The 25879-nt window shown below is 54.9% G+C and carries 26 protein-coding genes; 18 read left to right on the forward strand and 8 right to left on the reverse strand.

Features of this window, described 5'->3' with window-relative positions; genetic code table 11:
• The first annotated feature begins 145 nt into the window (after positions 1 to 145).
• From rfaQ to coaD, 7 genes are all read left to right on the forward strand, one after another.
• Positions 146 to 1213: a putative lipopolysaccharide heptosyltransferase III gene (rfaQ, locus tag BJ887_RS20085; protein ID WP_080127464.1), complete on the forward strand. Its 1068-nt coding sequence runs from the start codon at positions 146 to 148 to the stop codon at positions 1211 to 1213.
• Positions 1213 to 2340: a glycosyltransferase family 4 protein gene (locus BJ887_RS20090; protein WP_020882684.1), complete on the forward strand. Its 1128-nt coding sequence runs from the start codon at positions 1213 to 1215 to the stop codon at positions 2338 to 2340. The genes rfaQ and BJ887_RS20090 overlap by 1 nt, the downstream gene beginning before the upstream one ends.
• Before the next feature lie 2 nt (positions 2341 to 2342).
• Entirely contained in the window at positions 2343 to 3440 is a 1098-nt protein-coding gene (locus BJ887_RS20095; RefSeq protein WP_121340338.1) for a glycosyltransferase, read from the forward strand.
• A gap of 14 nt (positions 3441 to 3454) precedes the next feature.
• Positions 3455 to 4444: a glycosyltransferase gene (locus BJ887_RS20100; protein WP_020882686.1), complete on the forward strand. Its 990-nt coding sequence runs from the start codon at positions 3455 to 3457 to the stop codon at positions 4442 to 4444.
• A gap of 65 nt (positions 4445 to 4509) precedes the next feature.
• The gene (waaA, locus tag BJ887_RS20105; RefSeq protein WP_014168058.1) at positions 4510 to 5784 is read left to right on the forward strand and encodes a lipid IV(A) 3-deoxy-D-manno-octulosonic acid transferase; all 1275 of its coding nucleotides are present in this window, start codon (positions 4510 to 4512) and stop codon (positions 5782 to 5784) included.
• Complete coding sequence (locus BJ887_RS20110) at positions 5784 to 6554, forward strand: glycosyltransferase family 2 protein (protein ID WP_025206462.1); 771 nt, start codon at positions 5784 to 5786, stop codon at positions 6552 to 6554. The genes waaA and BJ887_RS20110 overlap by 1 nt, the downstream gene beginning before the upstream one ends.
• A gap of 3 nt (positions 6555 to 6557) precedes the next feature.
• Positions 6558 to 7037 (forward strand): pantetheine-phosphate adenylyltransferase, encoded by a 480-nt coding sequence (coaD, locus tag BJ887_RS20115; protein WP_014168056.1) that lies wholly within the window; start codon positions 6558 to 6560, stop codon positions 7035 to 7037.
• 2 nt (positions 7038 to 7039) lie between these two features.
• Here coaD and mutM read toward each other — a convergent pair whose 3' ends face one another.
• The 4 genes from mutM to radC all read right to left on the reverse strand — a co-directional run bounded on the left by mutM (position 7040) and on the right by radC (position 9233).
• On the reverse strand, positions 7040 to 7849 hold the full coding sequence (gene mutM / locus BJ887_RS20120) for a bifunctional DNA-formamidopyrimidine glycosylase/DNA-(apurinic or apyrimidinic site) lyase (protein ID WP_047954873.1): 810 nt from the start codon (positions 7847 to 7849) through the stop codon (positions 7040 to 7042).
• Between the two features lie 74 nt (positions 7850 to 7923).
• Entirely contained in the window at positions 7924 to 8091 is a 168-nt protein-coding gene (rpmG, locus tag BJ887_RS20125) for a 50S ribosomal protein L33 (protein ID WP_003024094.1), read from the reverse strand.
• A 22-nt stretch (positions 8092 to 8113) separates the two neighbouring features.
• Positions 8114 to 8350: a 50S ribosomal protein L28 gene (rpmB, locus tag BJ887_RS20130; protein ID WP_002436699.1), complete on the reverse strand. Its 237-nt coding sequence runs from the start codon at positions 8348 to 8350 to the stop codon at positions 8114 to 8116.
• Positions 8351 to 8567: 217 nt separating this feature from the next.
• Positions 8568 to 9233 (reverse strand): DNA repair protein RadC, encoded by a 666-nt coding sequence (gene radC, locus BJ887_RS20135; protein WP_020882690.1) that lies wholly within the window; start codon positions 9231 to 9233, stop codon positions 8568 to 8570.
• 172 nt (positions 9234 to 9405) lie between these two features.
• Here radC and coaBC point away from each other — a divergent pair, with 172 nt between their 5' ends.
• From coaBC to slmA, 3 genes are all read left to right on the forward strand, one after another.
• The gene (gene coaBC, locus BJ887_RS20140) at positions 9406 to 10617 is read left to right on the forward strand and encodes a bifunctional phosphopantothenoylcysteine decarboxylase/phosphopantothenate--cysteine ligase CoaBC (protein ID WP_025206464.1); all 1212 of its coding nucleotides are present in this window, start codon (positions 9406 to 9408) and stop codon (positions 10615 to 10617) included.
• A complete protein-coding gene (gene dut / locus BJ887_RS20145) occupies positions 10595 to 11053 on the forward strand; it encodes a dUTP diphosphatase (protein ID WP_014168052.1) in 459 nt (152 codons plus the stop codon). The genes coaBC and dut overlap by 23 nt, the downstream gene beginning before the upstream one ends.
• 120 nt (positions 11054 to 11173) lie before the next feature.
• Positions 11174 to 11770: a nucleoid occlusion factor SlmA gene (gene slmA, locus BJ887_RS20150; RefSeq protein ID WP_020882692.1), complete on the forward strand. Its 597-nt coding sequence runs from the start codon at positions 11174 to 11176 to the stop codon at positions 11768 to 11770.
• 39 nt (positions 11771 to 11809) lie between these two features.
• Here slmA and pyrE read toward each other — a convergent pair whose 3' ends face one another.
• Together pyrE and rph are read right to left on the reverse strand one after the other, a co-directional pair.
• Positions 11810 to 12451, reverse strand: a complete 642-nt coding sequence (pyrE, locus tag BJ887_RS20155) for an orotate phosphoribosyltransferase (protein ID WP_014168048.1) — start codon at positions 12449 to 12451, stop codon at positions 11810 to 11812.
• Positions 12452 to 12519: 68 nt separating this feature from the next.
• Positions 12520 to 13236 carry a ribonuclease PH gene (rph, locus tag BJ887_RS20160; protein ID WP_013094888.1) on the reverse strand — a complete coding sequence of 239 codons (717 nt, stop codon included), beginning with the start codon at positions 13234 to 13236 and terminating at the stop codon, positions 12520 to 12522.
• Between the two features lie 125 nt (positions 13237 to 13361).
• On the opposite strand from rph, the gene BJ887_RS20165 reads away from it, so the two are divergent.
• Both BJ887_RS20165 and BJ887_RS20170 read left to right on the forward strand, forming a co-directional pair.
• The gene (locus BJ887_RS20165; RefSeq protein ID WP_020882693.1) at positions 13362 to 14225 is read left to right on the forward strand and encodes a YicC/YloC family endoribonuclease; all 864 of its coding nucleotides are present in this window, start codon (positions 13362 to 13364) and stop codon (positions 14223 to 14225) included.
• A gap of 251 nt (positions 14226 to 14476) precedes the next feature.
• Positions 14477 to 15094, forward strand: coding sequence for a trimeric intracellular cation channel family protein (locus tag BJ887_RS20170; RefSeq protein WP_020882694.1), 618 nt, complete (start codon positions 14477 to 14479; stop codon positions 15092 to 15094).
• Positions 15095 to 15162: 68 nt separating this feature from the next.
• On the opposite strand, the gene ligB is transcribed toward BJ887_RS20170, so the two are convergent.
• Positions 15163 to 16833 (reverse strand): NAD-dependent DNA ligase LigB, encoded by a 1671-nt coding sequence (ligB, locus tag BJ887_RS20175; protein WP_121340339.1) that lies wholly within the window; start codon positions 16831 to 16833, stop codon positions 15163 to 15165.
• Between the two features lie 251 nt (positions 16834 to 17084).
• Between ligB and gmk the strand changes: the two genes are divergently transcribed.
• From gmk to recG, 5 genes are read left to right on the forward strand one after another with little or no spacing between them, the layout of a single operon-like run.
• Complete coding sequence (gene gmk / locus BJ887_RS20180) at positions 17085 to 17708, forward strand: guanylate kinase (protein ID WP_014168044.1); 624 nt, start codon at positions 17085 to 17087, stop codon at positions 17706 to 17708.
• Between the two features lie 54 nt (positions 17709 to 17762).
• The gene (rpoZ, locus tag BJ887_RS20185) at positions 17763 to 18038 is read left to right on the forward strand and encodes a DNA-directed RNA polymerase subunit omega (RefSeq protein ID WP_000135058.1); all 276 of its coding nucleotides are present in this window, start codon (positions 17763 to 17765) and stop codon (positions 18036 to 18038) included.
• Positions 18039 to 18057: 19 nt separating this feature from the next.
• On the forward strand, positions 18058 to 20172 hold the full coding sequence (spoT, locus tag BJ887_RS20190) for a bifunctional GTP diphosphokinase/guanosine-3',5'-bis pyrophosphate 3'-pyrophosphohydrolase (protein WP_014168043.1): 2115 nt from the start codon (positions 18058 to 18060) through the stop codon (positions 20170 to 20172).
• Positions 20173 to 20176: 4 nt separating this feature from the next.
• Positions 20177 to 20866: a tRNA (guanosine(18)-2'-O)-methyltransferase TrmH gene (gene trmH / locus BJ887_RS20195; protein WP_014168042.1), complete on the forward strand. Its 690-nt coding sequence runs from the start codon at positions 20177 to 20179 to the stop codon at positions 20864 to 20866.
• Positions 20867 to 20869: 3 nt separating this feature from the next.
• The gene (gene recG, locus BJ887_RS20200) at positions 20870 to 22951 is read left to right on the forward strand and encodes an ATP-dependent DNA helicase RecG (protein ID WP_020882696.1); all 2082 of its coding nucleotides are present in this window, start codon (positions 20870 to 20872) and stop codon (positions 22949 to 22951) included.
• A gap of 2 nt (positions 22952 to 22953) precedes the next feature.
• Here recG and gltS read toward each other — a convergent pair whose 3' ends face one another.
• The gene (gltS, locus tag BJ887_RS20205) at positions 22954 to 24156 is read right to left on the reverse strand and encodes a sodium/glutamate symporter (RefSeq protein WP_014168040.1); all 1203 of its coding nucleotides are present in this window, start codon (positions 24154 to 24156) and stop codon (positions 22954 to 22956) included.
• 225 nt (positions 24157 to 24381) lie between these two features.
• Between gltS and xanP the strand changes: the two genes are divergently transcribed.
• On the forward strand, positions 24382 to 25773 hold the full coding sequence (gene xanP, locus BJ887_RS20210) for a xanthine/proton symporter XanP (protein WP_032679316.1): 1392 nt from the start codon (positions 24382 to 24384) through the stop codon (positions 25771 to 25773).
• Positions 25774 to 25879: the final 106 nt, after the last annotated feature.

Below are 25879 nucleotides of genomic sequence, written 5' to 3' on the forward strand. Positions count from 1 at the left end.
GTCCGTAAGACGTAAGAGTGAGGGCTATGTTACGCACTCTGCGAAGGAGGAGTAAACCCTTCCAGGGAAATTCCTGACATTATGGAGAAAGAGTGCAAGTCGCCATCAGGTCTATTAGAATTGCTGACAGTATACCGCTGATAAGATGATGATGATTAACCTACTCGACACGCCTGATTTACGTATTTTACTTATCAAACTTCGACATCATGGCGACATGTTACTCACAACTCCGGTCATTAATTCGTTACGTCAAAAATGGCCAACGGCGCAAATCGATGTTCTTCTTTATGAAGAGACACGCGATATGCTCGCCGCGCATCCGGCGATCGGCACCATCTACGGTATAGATCGTAAATGGAAGCAGCTCGGCACCCTGAAACATCTGCAAAAAGAGTGGCAGTTACTCTGTGCCTTAAGAGCGCAGCGTTATCATCTGGTGATTAACCTTGCCGATCAGTGGCGCAGCGCCATTGTCACCCGTTTCACCGGCGCGCCAGTACGCCTCGGGTTCGCGTTTAACAAGCGAAAAAACGCGTTCTGGCGTTTTTGCCATACCGATTTGGTTTCCGTCGCCAATCACCCGTCTCTCCATACCGTTGAACAAAATCTTTCTATTCTTTCACCGTTGCCCGTCCCGGCTCAGCCAGACGTCACTATGGCCTACCGCGCAGAGGACTGGGATCGTGCGCGCCAGCTACTGACGCAACAGGGTGTGGCTGATAACTACGTGGTGATCCAGCCAACGTCACGCTGGTTCTTTAAATGCTGGGACGAAGGCAAGATGGCGCAAACCATCTCGGCACTCCAGCAGGATGGCCACACTGTGGTTCTCACCGCAGGCCCGGATAAAAAAGAGCTGGCGATGATAGACCGCATTCTCGCCGCGGCGCCAAAAACGGGCGTAGTCTCTCTGGCCGGTCAACTCACGTTGCGCCAGCTGGCATCACTTATCGATCATGCACGCCTCTTTATTGGCGTCGATTCCGTTCCGATGCACATGGCCGCCGCGCTTCAGACGCCGTGCATTGCTCTCTTCGGCCCGTCAAAACGGGTGTTCTGGTCGCCATGGCAGGTCAACGGTGAAGTCATCTGGGCTGGCGATTTTGGCCCACTTCCCGACCCGGACGCCATTGATACCAAAACAACTGAACGCTATCTCGACGCCATTCCCGTTGATGTCGTGGTCTCCGCCGCCAGGAGATACCTGTAATGAAACACCATCGTCTGGCGATTGTTCGCCAAAAATACCGTCCTGATGGCGGGGCGGAACGCTTCGTTTCCCGCGCACTTACCGCACTGAGCAACCAAAACCTGGAGCTCAACGTCATCACGCGTGAGTGGCAGGGGGAGAAGCAGGACGACTGGCATATCCATATTTGCGACCCACGTAAATGGGGCCGAATCAGTCGCGAACGCGGGTTTGCACATGCCGCGCGTGCGCTGTGGGAACAGCAGCAGTTTGACATTGTGCAGAGCCACGAGCGTATTCCTGGCTGCGATATTTACCGCGCAGGGGATGGCGTGCACCGGCGTTGGCTGCTGCAGCGTGCGCGCATTCTGCCTGCCTGGCGTGCACAACTTCTGATGCACGATCGCTACCATCGCTACGTCATGCACGCCGAACGTGAAATGTATCAGGCTCCTGAATTGAAAGCCGTTATCTGCAATGCGGAGATGATCAAACGCGAAATCATCGAAGACTTTGATATTGACGCAAAAAAGATACATGTGATTTATAATTCAATTGATTCCAGCCGCTTCGTTCCGGCAACCGAAGGACAGCGCGCTGCACTGCGTCAGCAGCTCGGATTGCCTGTCGATGCCGTGGTGTTGTGTTTCGTCGGGTCAGGTTTTGAACGTAAGGGACTGGCCAGCGCTATCCGCGCTATTGCGGGCACACCCGCGTGGCTGATTGTGGTTGGACAGGATAAAGCAGAAAGTCGTTACCGTGACCTCGCCCGTTCATTGGGCTGTGAGGGGCAAATTCGCTTCCTGGGGATGCAAAAAGAGACACTGCCATTTTACCAGGTATCCGATGGATTACTGCTGCCAACGCTGTATGATCCTTTTCCAAACGTCATTCTTGAAGCGATGGCCTGCGGTTTGCCCGTCATTACTTCAGTGAGTTGCGGTGGTGCAGAGTTTATTGAGCAAGGTCAGAATGGCTTTTACTGTGATGCACTTGATATCAGCAGATTGAAGGAGGCAGTCATGACCCTTCCATCTTTGGATAAGAATAACGATATGGGGCGGGCAGCGCGTGAGCGCGTAAAAGAAGCGACCCCAGAAAAATTATCAAGTCAGCTTATTTCGCTTTATCAAAAATTACTGGATTAAAAATGCGCATCCTAATGATTATTGATGGTTTGCCCGGTGGAGGAGCCGAAAAAACGGTTCTCACCCTCTCCAGCGGATTGATAGAAATGGGGCATCAGGTCTCCCTTTTCTCCCTGCGAAAGGTGTGCGACTACGCCATCCCGGCAGGCATTGATTATCAGGTCATTCAGGATACGTGTAAAAAACCCTGGAGAAAGCTCACCGAGATCCCGCGCCGGGCGCAACTGCTGGACAATGCCATTGAGCAGGCTGAGCGCAGCGGGAAGTTCGACGTCATATTCTCGCATCTGCATAAAACCGATCGTATCGTGGCGCACAGTCGTGCGCTGGATCGCGATAAGGTCTGGTTCTGCGTGCATGGCATGTTCTCATTCTCCTACCTGCGTCATCGCCACGGCCTTTCACGCTGGTTTAAGCATTACAAAATTCGTCATACCTACGAAAACCGAAACGTTGTCGCCGTCTCCGCCGCCGTGCTGAAAGATCTCTCAGAGACGCTGTCCATCGACCTTCGTCGCAAAGCGGTTATCCATAATCCCTTTGATATTCCTGAAATCCAGCGTCTGGCGGATGCACCTTTTGAGATGCAGGGGCAGGATTACATTATTCACGTGGGTCGTTTTCATGAACATAAACGCCACGACCGCCTTCTGCGTGCCTATGCACAGAGCAAAATAGACGCATCGCTGGTGATGATGGGCAACGGTTCTGACACCAAAATTCAACAGCTTAAACAGTTAGCGAAAGAACTCGGGATCGAAGACAAGGTTATTTTCCGCCCCTTCGAGTCCAACCCTTATCCGTGGATTAAAGGCGCACGGCTTTTAGTGTTAAGTTCTGACTGTGAAGGTTTTGGTAACGTACTGGTAGAATCCATCATCTGCCAGACGCCGCCTGTCAGTACGAACTGTCCTGGCGGGCCCGCTGAAATCCTCACGGGTACGCTGGCGCGCGGGCTGTCGGAGATGAATGACGAATCACTGGCGAAAACACTGGCCGATCTCTATACCTCCCCGCCTGTCGTTGATAGCGCAACGATCGCGTCGTTCGGGATAAATGCTATTTGCCGGCAATATGTTGCGTTGGTAGACAATCAATAATAATCAGGTTTCTTATGCAAAATTCAGCGCCATTATTAAGCGTGGTGGTTGCCGTTTATAACGGCGAAGCTTTCCTGGATCAGTTCTTTACCTGCCTTGCGAATCAACAGATCGACAGTATGGAAGTCATCATCGTCAATGATGGCTCCACGGACAGTTCGATGCAGATAGTCGAAACCTGGCGTGAAAAACTGCCGCAAATGCAGGTTATCGAACAGGAAAATCAGGGTGTATCCATTGCGCGCAATACCGGTCTGGCCGTCGCTACCGGCCAATATCTCTCTTTCCCGGATATTGATGATGTCTTTAAGCCCGGCATGTATCAGCGCTTGCTTGATATGGCCGTCACGCAGAATCTGGATGTCGCCACCTGCAACGGAAACTACGTCTGGGAAAACAATAAGAAGCCTTCACGGCCGATTTTCCCGGAAGACAAGCTGGCCTCGACAGGCGTCATGACCGGTGCGGCCTGGTTAAAAAAAGCGCTCGACTCACGCAAGTTTCTGCATGTGACCTGGCTGAATATCTATCGCCACGACTTTATTCGTCAGAACGGTTTTCGTTTTGAGCCCGGCCTGCGCCATCAGGATATCCCGTGGACTACCGAAGTCTTGCTCGCAGCTGACCGCGTGCAATACACCAGTGAACGTTTTTACGACTATTACATTCACTCCGCATCGGTTTCTCATATGCCGGACAATGATGACACGCTGATTCGCTCGGCGCGCCATTACATGAAAATTCTGCAGATGCTGGATGCCATCAACCAGCGTTACCCGGAAAAAGTGAAAGATATCCCCGCCTGCCACTGGCAAATCGCCAAAGAGGGGCTTGGGATCATTCATACCTTCGACAATATGAAGGATGTACAGAAGAAATCGATGATAATAAAAGAGTTCTTCGACACGGGTATCTGGAGGCTTATCTGGAAAAGTGCCAAAAGCCCCCGTTTGCGCTGGCGCCTGGGCCGACGCTACTTCCGTTTAAAACGGTATCTGGCATAAGAGATAGCTTTACCCGGCTTAAATGCTTAGAATTTCCCCGCCGAAACTAAAAAACGGATAATCGCTTGGAATTGTTGTATACCGCCCTGCTCTACATCATCCAGCCACTGGTGTGGCTGCGACTGTTGCTTCGTAGCCGTAAAGCGCCTGCGTATCGTAAACGCTGGGCTGAACGCTATGGTTACTGCCGCAATAAAGTCGTGCCGGACGGTATTTTGCTGCATTCCGTTTCTGTGGGCGAAACGCTGGCGGCGATCCCGCTGGTTCGCGCCCTTCGTCACCGCTATCCGTCACTGCCGATCACGGTCACGACCATGACGCCGACGGGGTCTGAACGCGCATTATCGGCGTTCGGTAAAGACGTTCAACACGTCTATTTGCCTTACGACCTGCCTTGCGCCATGAATCGCTTCCTGAATACCGTTCGCCCGAAACTGGTGATCGTCATGGAAACCGAGCTGTGGCCAAATATGATTTCCGCCCTGCATGCCCGTAAAATTCCGCTGGTGATTGCCAACGCGCGCCTTTCAGAGCGCTCGGCGAAAGGTTACGGCAAGCTAGGTAAATTTATGCGCCGCCTGCTCAGCCGAATTACGCTGATTGCCGCACAGAATGAAGAAGACGCGGCGCGCTTTCTCGCTCTGGGCCTGAAGCGCAACCAGCTTGCGGTGACGGGTAGCCTGAAGTTCGATATCTCCGTCACGCCTGAACTCGCCGCCCGTGCGATTACGCTACGTCGCCAGTGGGCACCGCGTCGCCAGGTGTGGATTGCAACCAGTACCCATGACGGCGAAGAAGCCATTATCCTGCAGGCCCATCGTAAGCTGCTGGAAAAATTCCCCGATTTGCTGCTGATTCTGGTCCCCCGTCACCCCGAACGTTTTAAAGATGCGCGTGAGATGGTGCAGAAAGGCGGCTTCAGCTTTACCCTGCGCAGCAGCGGTGAGATCCCCTCCGGCAGCACTCAGGTGGTGATTGGCGATACAATGGGCGAGCTGATGCTGCTTTACGGCATTGCCGATCTGGCTTTTGTCGGCGGCAGCCTTGTGGAGCGCGGCGGCCATAATCCGCTTGAGCCGGCCGCACACGCCATTCCGGTGCTGATGGGTCCACACACGTTTAACTTCAAAGATATCTGCGCTAAATTGCAGCAAGCCGATGGGTTAATTACCGTGACCGACGCGGACTCGGTGGTCAAAGAGGTCTCAACCCTTCTGACCGACGAAGACTACCGCCTCTGGTATGGTCGCCATGCTGTCGAAGTGCTGCATCAGAACCAGGGCGCACTCACTCGTCTGCTGCAACTTCTGCAACCTTATCTGCCTCAGCGGAGCCACTAATGTCAACGCGTCTGTCGGTCGTGATGATCGCCAAAAACGCCGCCGACCTGCTTCCGGACTGCCTGGCCTCCGTCGCCTGGGCTGACGAAATTGTCCTTCTCGACTCCGGCAGCGAGGACAACACGGTGGATGTCGCCCGTGCCGCGGGTGCAAAGGTTTTTATCGATACCGACTGGCAAGGCTACGGCATCCAGCGACAGCGCGCGCAGCGCTATGCTACTGGCAATTACGTGCTGATGCTGGACACTGACGAGCGCATCACACCTGAGCTCCGCCAGGCCATTCAGGCGGTGCTGGCAGCACCTCAGCCTGGCGCGGTATACAGCATTGCACGTCGCAACTATTTCCTTGGCCGTTTTATGCGCCACAGCGGCTGGTATCCAGACCGCGTAATGCGCCTCTACGAGCGTGAGCGATATCAGTACAACGATAATCTGGTCCATGAATCCCTGGCATGCGACAGTGCCCCCGTCATTCCTCTGACGGGCGATCTGCTGCATCTGACCTGCCGGGATTTCGCCAGCTTCCAGCGCAAACAGCTTAACTATGCCACCGCATGGGCACAGGAGCGCCACCTGCGCGGCAAGAAGGCCACGCTGACCGGTATTTTCACCCACACGCTGGGGGCATTTCTGAAAACGCTGTTGCTGCGAGGCGGCGTGCTGGACGGTAAACAGGGGTGGTTACTGGCGGTGGTGAATGCCCAGTATACTTTCAACAAATACACCGAGCTGTGGGCGCTCTGCCGCGGCTACTCAGAGAAAACGTGAGCCATGAGCACAAAAGCGATTTATCCGGGTACCTTTGATCCCATCACCAACGGTCATCTTGACATCATCACCCGTGCGGCATGCATGTTTGATAAGGTGATTCTGGCGATCGCCGCCAGCCCCAGTAAGAAACCCATGTTCGATCTCAATGAGCGCGTTGCACTTGCCACTGACGCTATCTCACATCTGCCAAACGTCGAGGTGGTGGGATTCAGCGATCTGATGGCCAACTTCGCCCGTGCCCGGCAGGCTAACATTTTGATCCGTGGGTTACGCGCGGTGGCTGACTTCGAATACGAAATGCAGCTGGCGCACATGAACCGCCACCTGATGCCAGAGCTGGAGAGCGTGTTCCTGATGCCCTCAAAAGAGTGGTCGTTTATCTCTTCCTCGCTGGTCAAAGAGGTGGCGCGTCATCACGGTGACGTGACCCATTTCCTGCCGGCTAACGTCCATCAGGCGTTGATGGAAAAATTAAAGTAGCCCTATTTCTGGCACTGACGGCAATAGAACGTGGCGCGCTGAGCGTGCTTCGTTGCAATAATCGGTGTCCCACAGACTCTGCACGGCTCACCCTTACGGCCATATACCTGCAGCTCCTGGGCAAAATAGCCGGGTTTACCGTCGCTCTGCAGGAAGTCCTTCAGGGTGGTCCCCCCTTGCTCAATAGAACGCAACAGCACCGCTTTAATCACCCGGACCAGCAGTTCACACTCCTGGGATGACAGCGACGAGGCCAGCCGATCGGGATGGATCCCGGCGGCAAACAGCGATTCGCTGGCATAAATATTCCCTACTCCCACCACCAGCTTATTGTCCATCAGCCACGGTTTGATCGGGGTTTTCTTCTTTGCACACTTCGTTTTCAGGTATTCCGCGTTAAACGCCTCAGCAAGCGGCTCTGGCCCCAGATGCGCCAGAACGCTGTGTCCTTCAAGCTCTTTGGTCCACAGCCATGCGCCAAAGCGTCGTGGGTCGGTGTAACGCAGCACTTTACCGTTGCTCATCACCAGATCGACATGGTCATGCTTTTCCGCGGGCAGTTCTTCGGTAAGGATGCGCAGACTACCAGACATACCGAGATGGATGATAATCCAGCCGTCGGGCAGCTCCAGCAGCAGATATTTGGCGCGACGCTGGACGCTGAGAATCGGTTTATCGCTTAACGCATGGATTTCATCGGACACCGGCCAACGCAGGCGACCGTTGCGAACGATAGCATGAAGAATAGTCGCGCCGACCAGATGCGGCTCAATACCGCGGCGGCTGGTCTCTACCTCAGGTAATTCAGGCATGGTTCCTCCGGAGTAAGATGCAGAATGCAAAAAACCCCGCAGTTGCGGGGTTTTTCAATACAAGGAGGCTAAAATTATTTGATTTTAGCTTCTTTGTACAGTACGTGCTGGCGTACAACTGGATCGAATTTTTTCAGTTCCAGTTTTTCCGGCTTAGTACGTTTGTTCTTCGTGGTGGTGTAGAAGTGACCTGTACCAGCAGAAGAAACCAGCTTGATTTTCTCGCGAATACCTTTAGCCATGATTTATTTCCTCTTTAAGTACTTAGTACTTTTCGCCACGGGCACGCAGTTCGGACAGAACTGTATCAATGCCTTTCTTATCGATTACACGCATACCTTTAGCAGATACGCGCAGGGTGACAAAACGCTTCTCGCTCTCAACCCAGAAACGGTGAGAGTGCAGGTTCGGCAGGAAACGGCGTTTAGTCGCGTTCAGTGCGTGGGAACGGTTGTTACCGGTCACCGGACGCTTGCCAGTAACTTGGCAGACTCGGGACATGTCTATTCTCCAAAAATCAAATTAGCTCGAGCTTCGTATGGGGTATCGGCGCCTCGTCAGGCTTTACAGCCCGGTCATCGCATAGTTCTATTGAACTCTCGATTGCCAGGCCCAAATGCCAAACCCGAGATTCTCAAAGGTGGCGTAGTATACGCTGACTCGGCGGTGTGCTCAAGTCCCGAACAGACAAAGATCCCGATGGATCGCGAGAAATAGCCTAAATCCAGCCATGTTCTGCAAAAGAAATGTACTCGCCGCGACCAATTATCAGATGGTCGAGCACACGAATGTCCATGAATTGACAGCATTTGATAATGCGTTCGGTCATCTCTTTGTCAGCTCTGCTTGGTTCTGCACAGCCAGAGGGGTGATTATGCGCGAGTATCACGCCGGCTGCATTCACTTTTATCGCTTCCCGCACAATTTCTCGTGGATGAACCTCAACGTGGCTCAGTGTTCCGGAAAAAAGACGGCTATGTTTTAGTACCCGGTTCCTGTTATCAAGAAAGATCACCATAAAGATCTCGCGCTCCAAATCTGATAACTGGCTCTGGAGAAATACGCGTGTCATATCCGGGGTGAGTATGGGATCTTCCTCTTCCATACGGACGTCGTAAAAACGGCGGGCCAGTTCAGCAATCCCCCTCAGTTGGGCGAACTTCGCCACGCCAATTCCTTCGACGTGCCTGAATTCCGTCAGATCCGCCGTCAATAAGCCATACAACGAACCAAAATGGTCGATGAGCTCCTTTGCCAGCGTAAATACCGTTTTGCCGGGCGTTCCGGTGCGTAAAAAGAGTGCCAGCAACTCGTCGTCCTTTAACAACGTGACGCCATAGCGCAGCATTTTTTCACGCGGTAGCAGCAGTTCAGTCTCTTCCATGCCTGTCTCCTTCGGTTTGCCATCATGCTGCCACAGCCACCCCCGGCACTCGACGCCCACTTTTCATTCCTGCGTAACGCCTCGCAAACTGGCCGAAGGACAAAATCACCCCCTTTTTGGGATTGTGATAAAATGCCCGCTCTCTGGTGAAACCCAACAGGAAAGAATCATGATGAGCCTGGCCGGTAAAAAAATCGTTCTTGGCGTGAGCGGCGGTATTGCTGCCTATAAAGCGCCGGAGCTGGTGCGTCGTTTGCGCGAGCGCGGGGCGGATGTGCGGGTCGCGATAACGGAAGGCGGCAAAGCCTTTATCACGCCTCTGAGCCTGCAGGCCGTTTCAGGGTACCCCGTCTCTGACAGCCTCCTTGATCCGGCCGCCGAAGCCGCGATGGGCCATATTGAGTTGGGAAAATGGGCAGACCTGGTTATCCTTGCCCCCGCCACAGCAGATTTAATTGCCCGCGTAGCAGCCGGCATGGCAAACGATCTGGTCTCGACCATTTGCCTGGCCACGCCCGCACCTGTTGCCGTCGTCCCCGCGATGAACCAGCAGATGTACCGCAACGCCGCCACCCAACATAATCTGACGACGCTGGCCTCACGCGGCCTGCTCATCTGGGGGCCGGACAGCGGTAGCCAGGCGTGTGGTGATGTGGGTCCTGGTCGTATGCTTGACCCGCTGACCATCGTTGAGCTGGCCGCCGGCCATTTTTCGCCTGTCAACGATCTGCAACATCTCAACATCATGATTACCGCGGGTCCAACGCGCGAGCCGCTGGACCCGGTGCGTTACATTACCAACCATAGCTCCGGTAAAATGGGCTTTGCGATTGCTGCCGCAGCGGCAAAACGCGGTGCAAAGGTCACGCTGGTGAGCGGCCCGGTCTCGTTACCGACACCGCCGTTCGTGCAGCGTATTGATGTCACCACCGCCCTGGAGATGGACGCCGCCGTACAGGCGCATGCGCAGAACCAGCAGATCTTTATCGGCTGCGCGGCTGTTGCAGATTACCGTGCCGAAACCATTTCCGGGTCAAAAATTAAAAAGCAAGGCGATGAATTAACACTAAAAATGGTGAAAAATCCGGACATTGTTGCGGGTGTCGCCGCACTGAAAAGCCATCGTCCTTACGTTGTTGGGTTTGCCGCAGAAACAAATAATGTGGAAGAATATGCCCGGCAAAAACGTACCCGCAAAAACCTCGATTTGATTTGCGCGAACGACGTATCGCTGGCTACGCAAGGATTTAACAGCGACAGCAACGCACTGCACCTTTTCTGGCAGGATGGAGATAAAGTCTTACCGCTTGAGCGCAAGGAACTCCTGGGCCAACAATTACTGGACGAGATCGTTACCCGTTATGATGAAAAAAATCGACGTTAAGATTCTGGACCCGCGTGTTGGTAAGCAATTTGCGCTGCCAACCTATGCCACCTCCGGCTCTGCCGGTCTTGACCTGCGCGCCTGTCTCGATGACGCCGTAGAGCTGGCTCCGGGTGCAACCACCCTGATCCCAACCGGCCTGGCAATCCACATTGCTGACCCGTCTCTGGCAGCGGTGATCCTGCCGCGTTCTGGTCTGGGTCATAAGCATGGAGTGGTACTGGGTAACCTGGTCGGCCTGATCGACTCTGACTACCAGGGTCAACTGATGGTTTCCGTCTGGAACCGTGGTCAGGACAGCTTCACCATTGAACCGGGCGAGCGTATCGCACAGATGGTCTTTGTACCGGTGGTTCAGGCAGAATTTAACCTGGTGGAAGACTTTGACGCCACCGACCGTGGCGAAGGCGGCTTCGGCCATTCCGGGCGCAAATAACCGCCCGACCGACACGTATCTCACAGCGCCATAATGCAATAACAAACCGCAAACGTCAGTTTGCGGTCGCTGTGTGGATGCCAGCCTGGCAAGTGCTTATTTTCAGGGGTATTTTGTAACATGGCAGAAAAACAAACCGCGAAAAGGAACCGTCGCGAAGAAATACTTCAATCTCTGGCGCTGATGCTTGAATCCAGCGATGGTAGTCAACGCATCACCACCGCAAAACTGGCCGCCTCCGTGGGCGTGTCTGAAGCGGCGTTGTATCGTCATTTTCCGAGCAAAACCCGGATGTTTGACAGTCTGATCGAATTTATCGAAGACAGTCTGATCACTCGCATCAACCTGATTCTGAAAGACGAAAAAGACACGACTGCGCGTTTGCGTCTGATTGTGCAGCTCATTCTGGGCTTTGGTGAGCGCAATCCGGGCTTAACCCGTATCCTGACTGGCCACGCGCTGATGTTCGAGCAGGACCGATTGCAGGGCCGTATTAACCAGCTCTTCGAGCGTATTGAAGCACAACTGCGCCAGGTACTGCGCGAGAAAAAAATGCGTGAGGGTGAAGGTTACAGCACCGATGAAACGCTGCTGGCAAGTCAAATCCTGTCGTTTTGCGAAGGCATGCTCTCCCGTTTTGTACGCAGCGAGTTTAAATACCGTCCAACGGACGATTTTGACGCCCGTTGGCCGTTAGTGGCGGCACAGCTGCAATAATCTTCAGGCCCGGTAAGCAGAACGCCACCGGGCTTGATATTACACGCCGAAAGCTTCGCGATACCCACGTACCGCAGCCAGATGATCCGCCATCTCAGGCTTCTCTTCCAGATACGCAATCAGGTCTTTCAGGGTGATGATTGAGGTCACTTTACAGCCGTAATCGCGCTCAACTTCCTGGATAGCAGAGATTTCGCCACGCCCGCGTTCCTGACGATCCAAAGAGATCAGCACGCCAGCAAGCGTAGCGCCGTTAGCCTGAATAATCTCCATCGATTCGCGAATAGCGGTACCGGCGGTGATCACATCGTCCACCAGCATAACGCGACCCTGCAGCGCGCTGCCTACCAGATTACCGCCTTCACCGTGGGTTTTAGCCTCTTTACGGTTAAAGCAGTACGGTACGTCGCGGTCGTGGTGTTCCGCCAGCGCAACCGCAGTGGTAGTGGCAATCGGAATGCCTTTATAGGCCGGGCCAAACAGCAGGTCAAAATCAATGCCGGAGTCCACCAGCGCTTCGGCATAGAAACGGCCTAACAATGCCAGATCGCGCCCGGTATTAAACAGTCCGGCGTTGAAGAAATAGGGGCTCTTACGCCCGGATTTCAGCGTAAACTCGCCAAATTTCAGGACCTGCTTGTTAAGCGCAAACTCAATAAACTCACGCTGCCAGGATTTCATGGGCTTACTCCTCCGACTTTTGCTTTTGTACGAACAAAAAAAAGGCGACTCATCAGTCGCCTTTAAAATCAATTTTCTAACGCCGCCTTCTGCGTCGTTACGATAGATTCAATTCCCCCTCGGGCCAGCGCCAGCAAGGTAAGAAGTTCTTCATGGGTAAACGGCTCACCTTCTGCCGTGCCCTGCACCTCAATGATGCGACCGTCTTCAGTCATCACCACGTTCATGTCAGTCTCGGCAGCGGAATCTTCAACGTATTCCAGATCGCAAAGCGCTTCACCGTTAACGATACCCACGGAAACAGCCGCGACCATCCCTTTCATCGGATTCGTTTTCAGCTTACCGGCTGCAACCAGCTTATTCAGGGCATCGGCCAGCGCTACACATGCACCGGTAATCGACGCCGTACGCGTACCACCGTCTGCCTGAATGACGTCGCAGTCCAGAGTAATGGTAAATTCACCCAGTGTTTTCAGATCAACGGCGGCGCGCAGCGCACGTGCGATCAGACGCTGGATTTCCATGGTACGGCCGCCCTGCTTGCCTTTTGCCGCTTCGCGGGCGTTACGGGTATGGGTTGCACGCGGCAACATGCCATATTCCGCAGTGATCCAGCCCTGGCCCTGACCTTTCAGGAAGCGTGGAACGCCCTCTTCGATGGACGCGGTGCACAGCACTTTGGTGTCACCAAACTCAACCAGTACGGAGCCTTCTGCGTGTTTTGTATAGTTACGGGTCAGGGTGACGGGACGCACCTGATTGGCGCTACGACCTGCTGGACGCATAATGAAATCTCCGGCTTGAAACGAATGTGGCTGCGCATTATACGGATAAAGGACGCTTATTCCTATCCTGAGAAGCCCCCGAAAGCTATAATCCCCCCATCTCTCCTTTAAAAACGGGAATGTCTATGATCCGCAGTATGACCGCCTACGCCCGGCGTGAAATCAAGGGTAGCTGGGGTAGCGCCACATGGGAAATGCGCTCGGTAAACCAGCGCTACCTGGAAACGTATTTCCGTATGCCGGAGCAGTTCCGCAGCCTTGAACCTGTTGTGCGCGAGCGTATCCGTGCTCGTCTGACGCGCGGTAAAGTGGAATGTAACCTGCGTTTTGAGCCTGATGCCAGCGCCCAGGGTGAGCTGATCCTCAACGAAAAACTGGCGAAACAGCTCGTCACTGCAGCGAACTGGGTCAAGATGCAAAGCGATGAAGGGGAAATCAACCCGGTCGATATTCTGCGCTGGCCTGGCGTCATGGCCGCCGGTGAGCAGGATCTGGACACGATTGCCGCTGAAATTCTCAGTGCCCTCGACAGCACGCTGGATGACTTTATCATTGCCCGCGAAACTGAAGGCCAGGCCCTCAAAGCGATGATTGAGCAGCGTCTGGAAGGCGTGACCACCGAAGTGGCTAAAGTCCGTACCCATATGCCTGCGGTCCTGCAATGGCAGCGTGAGCGCCTGGTGGCCAAACTGGAAGAAGCGGAAGTTCAGCTGGAAAATACCCGTCTGGAACAAGAGCTGGTGCTGATGGCACAGCGCATTGACGTCGCCGAAGAGCTGGATCGTCTGGAAGCGCACGTTAAAGAGACTTACAACATCCTGAAGAAGAAAGAAGCCGTAGGGCGTCGTCTCGACTTTATGATGCAGGAGTTCAACCGCGAGTCGAACACCCTGGCCTCTAAGTCGATCAATGCTGAAGTGACCAACTCCGCCATTGAACTGAAAGTGCTGATTGAGCAGATGCGCGAGCAGATCCAGAATATCGAGTAACGCTTTATTCAAGCCGCTTTCTCATCATGGCCCCGTTCAGGGGCCATTTTTTTATCGGAACAGGCTATCGGCGGCAAACGCCTATAACATGAATAATTGTAATGTGAAAATTACCGTTTAACGCCATCACACCCAGCCAAACAACGTTTAGTCATTACCAAAAATAAGGCTAACGTCCTCACACAAGAAAAACTAAATCGTGACAGACCGCACAAAACGCTACCCTGTTGCCCTCACTATCGGGGGAACACATGCTGCTACATATCCTTTATCTCGTCGGGATCACTGCCGAAGCCATGACCGGTGCACTCGCTGCCGGACGCCGTCGTATGGATACGTTTGGGGTCATCATTATTGCTACCGCCACCGCGCTGGGAGGCGGATCGGTACGTGATATCCTGCTGGGGCATTACCCTCTCGGCTGGGTTAAGCACCCCGAGTACATCATCATTGTGGCTGTCGCCGCAGTGCTGACCACTATCCTTGCTCCTGTAATGCCCCATCTTCGACGTCTGTTTTTAGTGCTTGATGCTCTGGGCCTGGTCGTGTTCTCCATCATCGGGGCACAAATTGCGCTGGATATGGGCGAAAGCCCGGTGATTGCCACTATTGCCGCAGTCGTGACGGGCGTATTTGGCGGCGTACTGCGCGATATGTTCTGCAAACGCATTCCCCTGGTCTTTCAAAAAGAACTCTACGCCGGGATATCCTTTGCATCAGCCGTTCTGTATATCGCTTTACAGCATTATGTTTCCAGCCATGACGTCGTGGTCATCGCCACCTTGTTATTTGGCTTCACGGCTCGCTTGCTTGCGCTGCGCTTGAAACTGGGACTGCCCGTGTTTCATTACACTCAGGACACCCACTGACTGGCCGCCATCTATTCTCCCCGATAAAGTGGCGGCATTTATCCGCGATAAGCGACAGCAAGCTCATGTCAGAATCCTTGCACTCCCTGTTTGCCGAGCCAGGCAACCAGGCCGGCAATGCCAGGATCATGAATAAACGCAACAAGCTGCCGGGCTTTCTCCTTTCCTGTGCCGGGAAGCGCCTGCCAGTCTGCTGCGTTACGCTCACGCATTTTCTGCCACGTCAGGTCTCCCATAGCGTTTAGCGAGGCCTGCGTCAGCGGAACATCCAATGCCATGATCCAACGAATAAAGGGTCGCTCACGTACCAGATTAAAGCGATGCCAGAGCGCCAGCCCGCGTGCTGCGGAAAACCCCGGGGTAGACTCCAGCTGCGCCTGCGTTAATGTCAGCCATGAGAAGATATGTTCAAAATGATGCGCCTGATGCAGCGCCCGCCAGCCTGACTCACCGACTCCTTCAATATTCAGCACGTGCTTTGAACTGAGCCACTTCAGGCGGGCAAAGAACTGCTCCATACACGCCGGCGAGGCGTAAAAACAGCTCTGCGCATGATAATGCGAGGCCGGGGGTGTGGGCTTTTGTCTCTCTTCCCCCCGCCAGACCACCTTATCGAACCGCGGGATACCCTGCCCGGCCAGACTGACCTGTATCTGATCACCCGTCGCAATATCCAGCCTTTGCCAGCGCTCAACGGACCCAAGACTGACCCGTTGTACCTGCTTATCATCCAGCAGGACAGGGACCAGCGCCGCCACGACCGAGATTTTTCCCGTGTGCCCCACGGCAAAATGAATATCTCTTACTTCGGCGATCTGTGCGACCGGGGGGTATTTCCATGCGACGACCCAGCTGCCTTCTCCGGGCAACCAGTTTTCGCCGGGAGGAGCATCCGCGGACCGCACCACAATGCCGTCCGTGGCAAAGGGTAATGCCGTGTCGTGCCACGTCGAGCGCTGTTTCTCGACAGCATCAACAGTCTGTACAGGCAGGGTATAACGGGCCGTCAGGGAAAAGCCGGCTTTAGATAACTCAGACAGCGCACTCGACATCACTTTCGGCCCATCCGGCCAGGCCCAGATAAATATCCCTGTCTGGCTCAGAAGTGGACTGTCCTTTTGCCGCATCATCGCGCCCGCCACTTTTGCCCGTGCGTTCATTCCCCCCATCTGTCGCTGAAGATGGTTGTCGCGTAACCAAAAAAGCTCTCCCTGTAAGACGCTGTTGGCCAGCGCTCCGGTCACTTTTTTGGGCACTGCGGGAATTAAATACACTTGTGCAGTCCAGTCTTCACCTTTAAGCCCATCACCACGACTGATAGCCTGGGTTAACTTTCCGTCGCGATACACCAGCGTCACGGCTACCCCGTCGACTTTTGGCTGCATCCAGAGAGTGTCACGACCACGCATCCACTGGCGTAGCTCTTCTTTACTGGCCGCTTTATGCACTCCCGTATGGGCAACAGGATGTCTTACGCTCCCCGTTAGAACCGGTAAGGCCTCCTCAGAAGGTATATCGCCGAAGCAGCGCTGCCACTGCTTTAAACGGCCATTGAGCTGGTCATAGACGTCGTCATTCACCTCGCTCATGCCCTGCTTCCAGTAGGCATCATCCCAGCGTTTGACTTGCGCACTCAATGTTGCAATCTCTTTCTCTGCTTTTGCCTGAGACCACACGGGACACACCGCGGCACCATAGCCGCACCACAACAGCATTAATCCGCTCATCCATCGCCACATCGCCACCCCTCCTTTGCGTTGGTGGAGGTATAACCCGACGCGGAAAACCGTGCTAATGGCAATCTTTCGCTCTGCGAGGCGTTGTCAGAGGTTTATTTTTATTGCTGCAAAACAGCTGTAAAACCTGAAAACGGCGCGCAAAATTCAATAATGCAGGGGAAAAAGTGTGACAAAGGCTACGTCACACAGCGGCGACGTGTATAATAAGCCCGTATGTAGGACTTCTTCGTTAACACATACAAAAGACTCTCATGGCTCAAGGCACGCTTTATATTGTTTCTGCCCCTAGTGGCGCGGGTAAATCCAGCCTTATTCAGGCACTGTTAAAAACCCAACCGTTGTACGACACACAGGTTTCTGTTTCTCACACCACGCGTAAACCGCGTCCGGGTGAAGTGCACGGTGAACACTATTTCTTTGTTGATCACGATGAATTCAGAGCGATGATTGGCAGAGACGCGTTTCTTGAACACGCAGAAGTTTTCGGTAACTACTACGGCACTTCGCGTGAAACCATTGAGCAGGTTCTGGCCACGGGCGTAAATGTGTTCCTGGATATCGACTGGCAGGGCGCACAGCAGATTCGCAAGAAAATGCCTGATTCACGCAGTATCTTTATTTTACCGCCATCGAAAGATGAGCTGGATCGCCGACTGCGTGGCCGCGGTCAGGACAGCGAGGAAGTGATCGCCCGGCGTATGGAGCAGGCAGTTGCAGAAATGAGCCATTACGCGGAATATGATTACCTTATTGTGAATGATGATTTTGATGCCGCGCTGAGCGATCTCAAAACCATTCTTCGCGCAGAACGCTTGCGTATGAGCCGCCAGAAGCAGCGACATGACGCATTAATCACCAAACTGTTGGCAGACTGAACCCACTTTCAGTATCATGCCCAGTCATTTCTTCACCTGTGGAGCATTTTAAGTATGGCACGCGTAACTGTTCAGGACGCTGTAGAGAAAATTGGTAACCGTTTTGACCTGGTGCTGGTCGCCGCGCGTCGCGCTCGTCAGATGCAGGTAGGCGGTAAAGATCCGCTGGTACCGGAAGAAAACGATAAAACTACCGTTATTGCACTTCGCGAAATCGAAGAAGGTCTGATCAACAATCAGATCCTCGACGTACGTGAGCGCCAGGAGCAGCAAGAGCAGGAAGCCGCAGAACTGCAGGCCGTAACCGCCATTGCTGAAGGTCGTCGTTAATTAAACCTGCGGGTCGCCCTTGTATCTGTTTGAAAGCCTGAATCAACTGATTCAAACTTACCTGCCTGAAGACCAGATTAAGCGTCTTCAGCAGGCGTATCTCGTTGCACGTGACGCTCACGAGGGCCAGGCACGTTCAAGCGGTGAACCCTATATCACGCACCCGGTAGCGGTGGCCTGTATTCTGGCCGAGATGAAACTCGACTACGAAACGCTGATGGCTGCCCTGCTGCATGATGTGATCGAAGATACCCCTGCCACCTACCAGGATATGGAACAGCTGTTTGGCAAAAGCGTTGCCGAGCTGGTGGAAGGGGTCTCTAAGCTTGATAAGCTGAAATTCCGCGACAAGAAAGAGGCGCAAGCCGAAAACTTTCGCAAGATGATTATGGCGATGGTGCAGGATATCCGCGTCATTCTTATCAAACTTGCTGACCGTACCCACAATATGCGCACGCTGGGCTCACTTCGCCCGGACAAACGTCGCCGCATTGCCCGTGAAACCCTCGAAATCTACAGTCCGCTGGCGCACCGTTTAGGTATCCACCACATTAAAACCGAGCTGGAAGAGCTGGGTTTTGAAGCGTTATACCCGAACCGCTATCGCGTGATTAAAGAGGTGGTGAAAGCCGCACGCGGCAACCGTAAAGAGATGATTCAAAAGATCCTCTCTGAAATTGAAGGACGTTTACAGGAAGCGGGAATTCCGTGCCGCGTCAGCGGTCGCGAAAAACATCTGTACTCCATCTACTGCAAAATGGTGCTCAAAGAGCAGCGTTTTCATTCGATCATGGATATCTACGCGTTCCGCGTGATCGTCCACGACTCTGATACCTGCTACCGCGTGCTGGGCCAGATGCACAGCCTGTACAAACCGCGTCCAGGGCGCATGAAAGATTACATCGCCATTCCAAAAGCGAACGGCTATCAATCTTTGCACACCTCGATGATCGGTCCACACGGCGTGCCTGTTGAAGTGCAGATCCGCACCGAAGACATGGACCAGATGGCGGAGATGGGTGTGGCTGCACACTGGGCTTATAAAGAGCACGGTGGTGAAAGCAGTACAACCGCACAAATCCGCGCCCAGCGCTGGATGCAAAGCCTGCTGGAGCTGCAGCAGAGTGCAGGTAGCTCGTTTGAATTTATCGAGAGCGTTAAATCCGATCTCTTCCCGGATGAGATTTACGTTTTCACCCCAGAAGGCCGCATTGTCGAACTGCCTGCAGGCGCTACGCCGGTCGACTTTGCTTACGCCGTGCATACCGATATCGGCCACGCCTGCGTGGGCGCGCGCGTCGACAGGCAGCCTTATCCGCTCTCTCAGCCGCTTTCCAGCGGCCAGACGGTGGAAATTATTACCGCACCGGGCGCACGTCCGAACGCGGCCTGGCTGAACTTTGTCGTGAGTTCCAAAGCACGCGCCAAAATCCGCCAGTTGCTTAAAAACCTCAAGCGCGATGATTCTGTCAGCCTGGGGCGTCGTCTGCTCAACCATGCGTTGGGTGGTAGCCGTAAGCTGGCTGAGATCCCGAAAGAGAACATTCAGCGTGAGCTGGAGCGCATGAAGCTCGCCTCGCTTGATGACCTGCTGGCAGAAATCGGCCTCGGCAACGCCATGAGCGTGGTCGTGGCGAAGAACCTGCAGCAGGGTGATACCACGGCGATCCCGACGACGACGCAAAGCCACGGTCATCTGCCGATCAAAGGCGCGGACGGCGTACTTATCACCTTCGCGAAATGTTGCCGTCCTATCCCGGGTGACCCGATTATTGCGCACGTCAGTCCGGGTAAAGGGCTGGTTATCCACCACGAATCCTGTCGTAACATCCGCGGCTATCAAAAAGAGGCGGAGAAGTTCATGGCAGTCGAGTGGGATAAAGAGACGGCACAGGAATTTATCACCGAAATTAAGGTGGATATGTTCAACCACCAGGGCGCCCTGGCGAACCTGACGGCAGCAATCAATACGGCCTCTTCCAACATTCAGAGCCTGAATACGGAAGAGAAAGATGGCCGCGTCTACAGCGCCTTTATTCGTCTGACCGCCCGTGACCGCGTGCATCTGGCGAACATTATGCGCAAGATCCGCGTGATGCCGGACGTGATTAAAGTCACCCGTAACCGAAACTAGACTTATGAATTCAAAACGTTACGAGCGTATCTGCGAAATGCTCGCCAGGCGTCAGCCTGACCTGACGGTCTGCATGGAGCAGGTCCACAAACCTCATAACGTCTCTGCAATTGTCCGTACCGCAGACGCCGTAGGCGTGCATGAAGTACACGCCGTCTGGCCGGGTGCCCGCATGCGAACCATGGCTTCAACTGCCGCAGGCAGCAACAGCTGGGTGTCCGTCAAAACCCACCAGACTATTGGCGAAGCCGTATCGCACCTGAAAGGTCGCGGTATGCAGGTCCTGGCCACTAACCTGTCCGCAAAAGCCGTCGATTTTCGTGAGATCGACTACACCCGCCCGACCTGTATTTTGATGGGTCAGGAGAAAACCGGGATCACCCAGGAAGCGCTGGATCTGGCGGATCAGGATATCATCATCCCCATGATCGGCATGGTGCAGTCTCTCAATGTCTCCGTGGCCTCTGCGCTCATTCTCTATGAAGCGCAGCGCCAGCGTCAGAACGCGGGCATGTACAAGCGCAGCAACAGCATGCTGCCGGAAGAGGAGCAGCAGCGCCTGCTGTTCGAAGGTGGTTACCCGGTGCTGGCTCGCGTCGCGAAACAGAAAAAACTGCCTTACCCCCACGTCAACGCGCAGGGCGAAATTGAAGCCGATGCCGAGTGGTGGGCCACCATGCAGTACGCAGGATAACCGATGAAAGGCCGTCTGCTGGATGCCATACCGCTCAATAGCCTGACGGGCGTAGGTGCGGCGCAAAGCAGTAAACTGGCAAAAATTGGCCTGCACACCGTGCAGGATCTCCTGCTCCATCTCCCCCTGCGTTATGAAGACCGCACCCAACTCTATAAGATTGGCGATCTGCTGCCTGCCATTTACGCCACCGTTGAAGGCGAAGTACTGAACTGCAATATCACCTTTGGCGGACGCCGGATGATGACCTGTCAGATCAGCGACGGCACCGGCATTCTCACTATGCGCTTTTTCAACTTCAATGCGGCCATGAAAAACAGCCTTGCGACCGGTCGCAGGGTGCTGGCCTATGGTGAAGCCAAACGCGGGAAATATGGCGCAGAGATGATCCACCCGGAGTATCGCGTTCAGGGAGATCTGAGCACGCCGGAGCTGCAGGAGACCCTAACCCCGGTTTATCCGACGACCGAAGGCATCAAGCAGGCAACGCTGCGTAAACTCACTGACCAGGCGCTGGAACTGCTGGATACCTGCGCCATTACCGAGCTACTGCCGCCTGAGCTGGCTCAGGGCATGATGAGTCTGCCCGAGGCGCTGCGCACCCTGCACCGCCCGCCGCCAACCCTGCAGCTTAGCGACCTGGAAAGCGGCAAACACCCCGCTCAACGGCGTCTTATCCTTGAGGAATTACTGGCCCATAACCTGAGCATGCTGGCGGTACGGGCGGGCGCGCAGCGTTTTCATGCCCAGCCCTTAAGCCCGCGAGATGAACTCAAAGATAAGCTGCTGGCCTCCCTGCCGTTTAAACCTACCGGTGCACAGGCACGCGTCACGGCCGAGATTGAACGCGATATGGCGCTTGATGTGCCCATGATGCGCCTGGTTCAGGGGGATGTGGGGTCCGGTAAAACGCTGGTTGCAGCCCTGGCTGCCCTGCGCGCGATTGCCCACGGAAGGCAGGTGGCGTTAATGGCCCCCACCGAACTGCTGGCTGAACAGCACGCTAATAACTTCCGCGCGTGGTTTGCCCCGCTTGGGATTGAAGTGGGCTGGCTTGCCGGGAAGCAAAAAGGTAAAGCGCGTCAGGCACAACAGGACGCCATTGCCAGCGGTCAGGTACAGATGATTGTCGGCACGCACGCGATTTTCCAGGAGCAGGTGCAGTTTAATGGTCTTGCCCTGGTGATTATCGACGAACAACACCGCTTCGGTGTACACCAGCGTCTGGCGCTGTGGGAGAAAGGGCTGCAGCAGGGCTTCCACCCGCATCAGCTGATCATGACTGCCACACCTATCCCGCGCACCCTGGCAATGACCGCCTACGCCGATCTCGATACATCGACCATCGACGAACTGCCGCCGGGCCGTACACCGGTCACCACGGTCGCCATTCCGGACACACGCCGCAGCGATATCATCGACCGCGTGCGCAACGCCTGCACTCACGAAGGCCGTCAGGCCTACTGGGTCTGCACGTTAATTGAAGAGTCTGAACTGCTTGAAGCGCAGGCCGCGGAAGCGACGTGGGAAGAGCTGAAGCTGGCGCTGCCCGAGCTGAACGTGGGTCTGGTTCACGGGCGGATGAAGCCTACTGAGAAACAGGCGGTGATGCAGTCGTTCAAACAGGGTGAACTGCATTTGCTGGTTGCCACAACGGTGATTGAAGTGGGCGTAGACGTGCCCAATTCCAGCCTGATGATCATCGAAAATCCGGAGCGTCTTGGCCTTGCGCAACTCCATCAGCTGCGCGGCCGCGTTGGCCGCGGTGCTGTCGCCTCTCACTGCGTGCTGCTCTACAAAGCACCGCTCTCGAAAACCGCACAGATGCGTTTGCAGGTGCTGCGCGACAGTAACGACGGTTTTGTGATTGCACAAAAAGACCTGGAGATCCGCGGCCCAGGCGAACTGCTGGGCACGCGTCAAACGGGTAATGCCGAATTCAAAGTGGCGGATTTATTGCGCGATCAGGCCATGATCCCCGAAGTTCAGCGCCTCGCACGCCATATTCATGAGCGCTACCCCGAACAGGCGGCAGCGTTAATTGAGCGCTGGATGCCGGAAACCGAACGCTATTCCAACGCCTGATCTCAGGCAAACATCGGCAGCATCAGGTAAAGCTTGATCACCAGCGCGTTGACGATATCAATGAAGAACGCCCCGACCATCGGGACCACCAGAAACGCCATATGCGAAGGCCCAAAACGTTCGGTGATCGCCTGCATGTTGGCGATAGCCGTCGGCGTTGCCCCCAGACCAAACCCACAATGCCCCGCCGCCAGCACTGCTGCATCGTAGTTTTTGCCCATCATGCGCCAGGTCACAAACATGGCGTAGAACGCCATAAACAGCGCCTGAACGGCCAGAATAGCCACCATCGGCAGCGCCAGCGAGGCCAGCTCCCAGAGCTTGAGGCTCATCAGGGCCATCGCCAGGAACAGCGACAGGCAGACGTTGCCAAGCACCGATACGGCACGTTCAAATACGCGGTAGAAGCCCATCAGCGCCAGACCGTTACTCAGCAGCACCCCAACAAACAGCACGCACACAAACGTCGGGAGCTCGAACGCTGAACCTGCCAGCCATTGCGCAACCACTTTGCCCACCGTCAGGCAAATGGCAATCATCGCGATAGTTTCAATCAACACCAGCGAAGTGATGGTGCGTCCGACGTCGGGTTTTTCAAAGGCAGTGGGCACCAGCTCATCGTCCGGTCTTCCGTCTGGCGTACCAGAGTGCTTCACCAGATACCGCGCCACCGGCCCGCCGATCAGGCCGCCCAGCACCAGACCGAAGGTGGCGCAGGCCATCGCCACTTCGGTGGCGTTTTCAAAGCCGTAGCGCTCAGTAAACAGCTTGCTCCACGCCGCCCCGGTACCGTGGCCACCAGAGAGGGTGATTGATCCGGCCAGCAGCCCCATCAGCGGATCCAGCCCCAGCAGCGTAGCCATCCCGATACCAATGGCGTTTTGCATCACTAGCAGCCCTACCACCACGATCAGAAATACGCCGAGCACTTTGCCACCCGTCCGCAGGCTCGCCAGGTTGGCATTCAGGCCAATGGTGGCAAAGAAGGCCAGCATCAGCGGATCTTTCAGGGACATATCAAAATCAATTTCCCAGCCCATGCTTTTCTTCAGCACCAGCAGGGCCAGCGCCACCAGCAGTCCGCCGGCAACAGGTTCAGGAATGGTGTATTTCTTCAGAAGGGAAACGCTGTGTACGAGCTTACGGCCAAGCAGTAAGACCAGCGTTGCGGCAACAAGGGTCGACAACGTATCGAGATGAATCATAAAAGGCTCCTGTTATGCGCGTGTTCCATACACACGCGGCGTTATCCTGGGCCGGCTTGCGCTCGTCATGAGCCGCCGGCGCAAAAAGTGTAATTTTTTTTCCCCATGGGTTGTAGAAAACCTGCTCACAGCGGCAGATTTTCTTGTCTTTTTTTGTTGGCAATCGTTTGCTTTTACCAGGTGGTCAGATAAAATGCCCGCTTTTCCACCGTGGGATTGCCGCCGATGTCCGTTAACACCCTTGAGTCTCCCGATGCGCAACCGATTGCGCAGAAGCAAAATAGCGAACTGATTTACCGCCTTGAAGACCGTCCGCCTCTTCCTCAGACGCTCTTTGCCGCCTGCCAACACCTGCTGGCTATGTTCGTTGCGGTGATCACCCCGGCGCTGCTCATCTGCCAGGCGCTTGGTTTACCGGCTCAGGATACACAGCACATCATCAGTATGTCCCTCTTTGCCTCCGGCGTGGCGTCCATTATTCAAATTAAAGCGTGGGGCCCGGTGGGGTCTGGATTGTTGTCGATCCAGGGCACCAGTTTTAACTTTGTCGCACCGCTGATCATGGGCGGTACAGCCCTCAAAACCGGCGGCGCGGATGTTCCGACCATGATGGCGGCGCTGTTTGGCACGCTGATGCTGGCCAGCTGCACCGAGATGGTGATCTCCCGGGTACTGCACCTGGCGCGTCGCGTGATCACACCGCTGGTATCTGGCGTGGTGGTGATGATCATTGGCCTGTCGCTGATTCAGGTTGGCCTGACCTCCATCGGTGGTGGTTATGCGGCAATGAGCGACCACACTTTTGGTGCACCGAAAAACCTGCTGCTGGCCGGCGTGGTGCTGGCAATCATTATTCTGCTAAACCGTCAGCGTAACCCGTATCTGCGCGTGGCATCGCTGGTGATCGCCATGGCGGCCGGTTATCTGCTGGCCTGGGCGCTGGGTATGCTACCGGAGAACACCCCGCAGACCAACAGTGCGCTGATCACCATTCCAACGCCGCTGTACTACGGCCTGGGCATTGACTGGGGTCTGCTGCTGCCGCTGATGCTGGTCTTTATGATCACCTCGCTGGAGACGATTGGCGATATCACCGCCACGTCTGATGTCTCCGAGCAGCCGGTCTCCGGCCCGCTGTATATGAAACGCCTGAAAGGCGGCGTGCTGGCGAACGGCCTGAACTCGTTTGTCTCTGCGGTCTTCAACACCTTCCCGAACTCCTGCTTCGGCCAGAACAACGGCGTGATCCAGCTGACTGGCGTTGCCAGCCGCTACGTCGGTTTTGTGGTGGCACTGATGCTGATCGTCCTCGGCCTGTTCCCTGCGGTAAGCGGTTTTGTGCAGCATATACCTGAACCGGTGCTGGGCGGCGCAACGCTGGTGATGTTCGGGACCATCGCGGCTTCCGGTGTACGTATCGTCTCCCGCGAACCGCTGAACCGCCGCGCCATCATGATCATTGCCCTGTCGCTGGCCGTGGGTCTGGGTGTTTCACAGCAACCGCTAATCCTGCAGTTTGCCCCGGACTGGGTGAAAAACCTGCTCTCTTCCGGCATTGCGGCAGGCGGTATCACCGCGATTGTTCTGAACCTCGTTTTCCCGCCTGAGAAAAATTGATCGCCCTTACGGCAGGCTGTCAACGCCTGCCGTGACATCTCTTTACACCATTCCCGCCTTGAGCATTGCGCATAAATCGTGCATAACTCCCTTATGTGCGTTTCGC

The organism is Enterobacter sp. WPR_3_1, from assembly GCF_003635055.1.
GTDB classification, from domain to species: domain Bacteria; phylum Pseudomonadota; class Gammaproteobacteria; order Enterobacterales; family Enterobacteriaceae; genus Enterobacter; species Enterobacter ludwigii.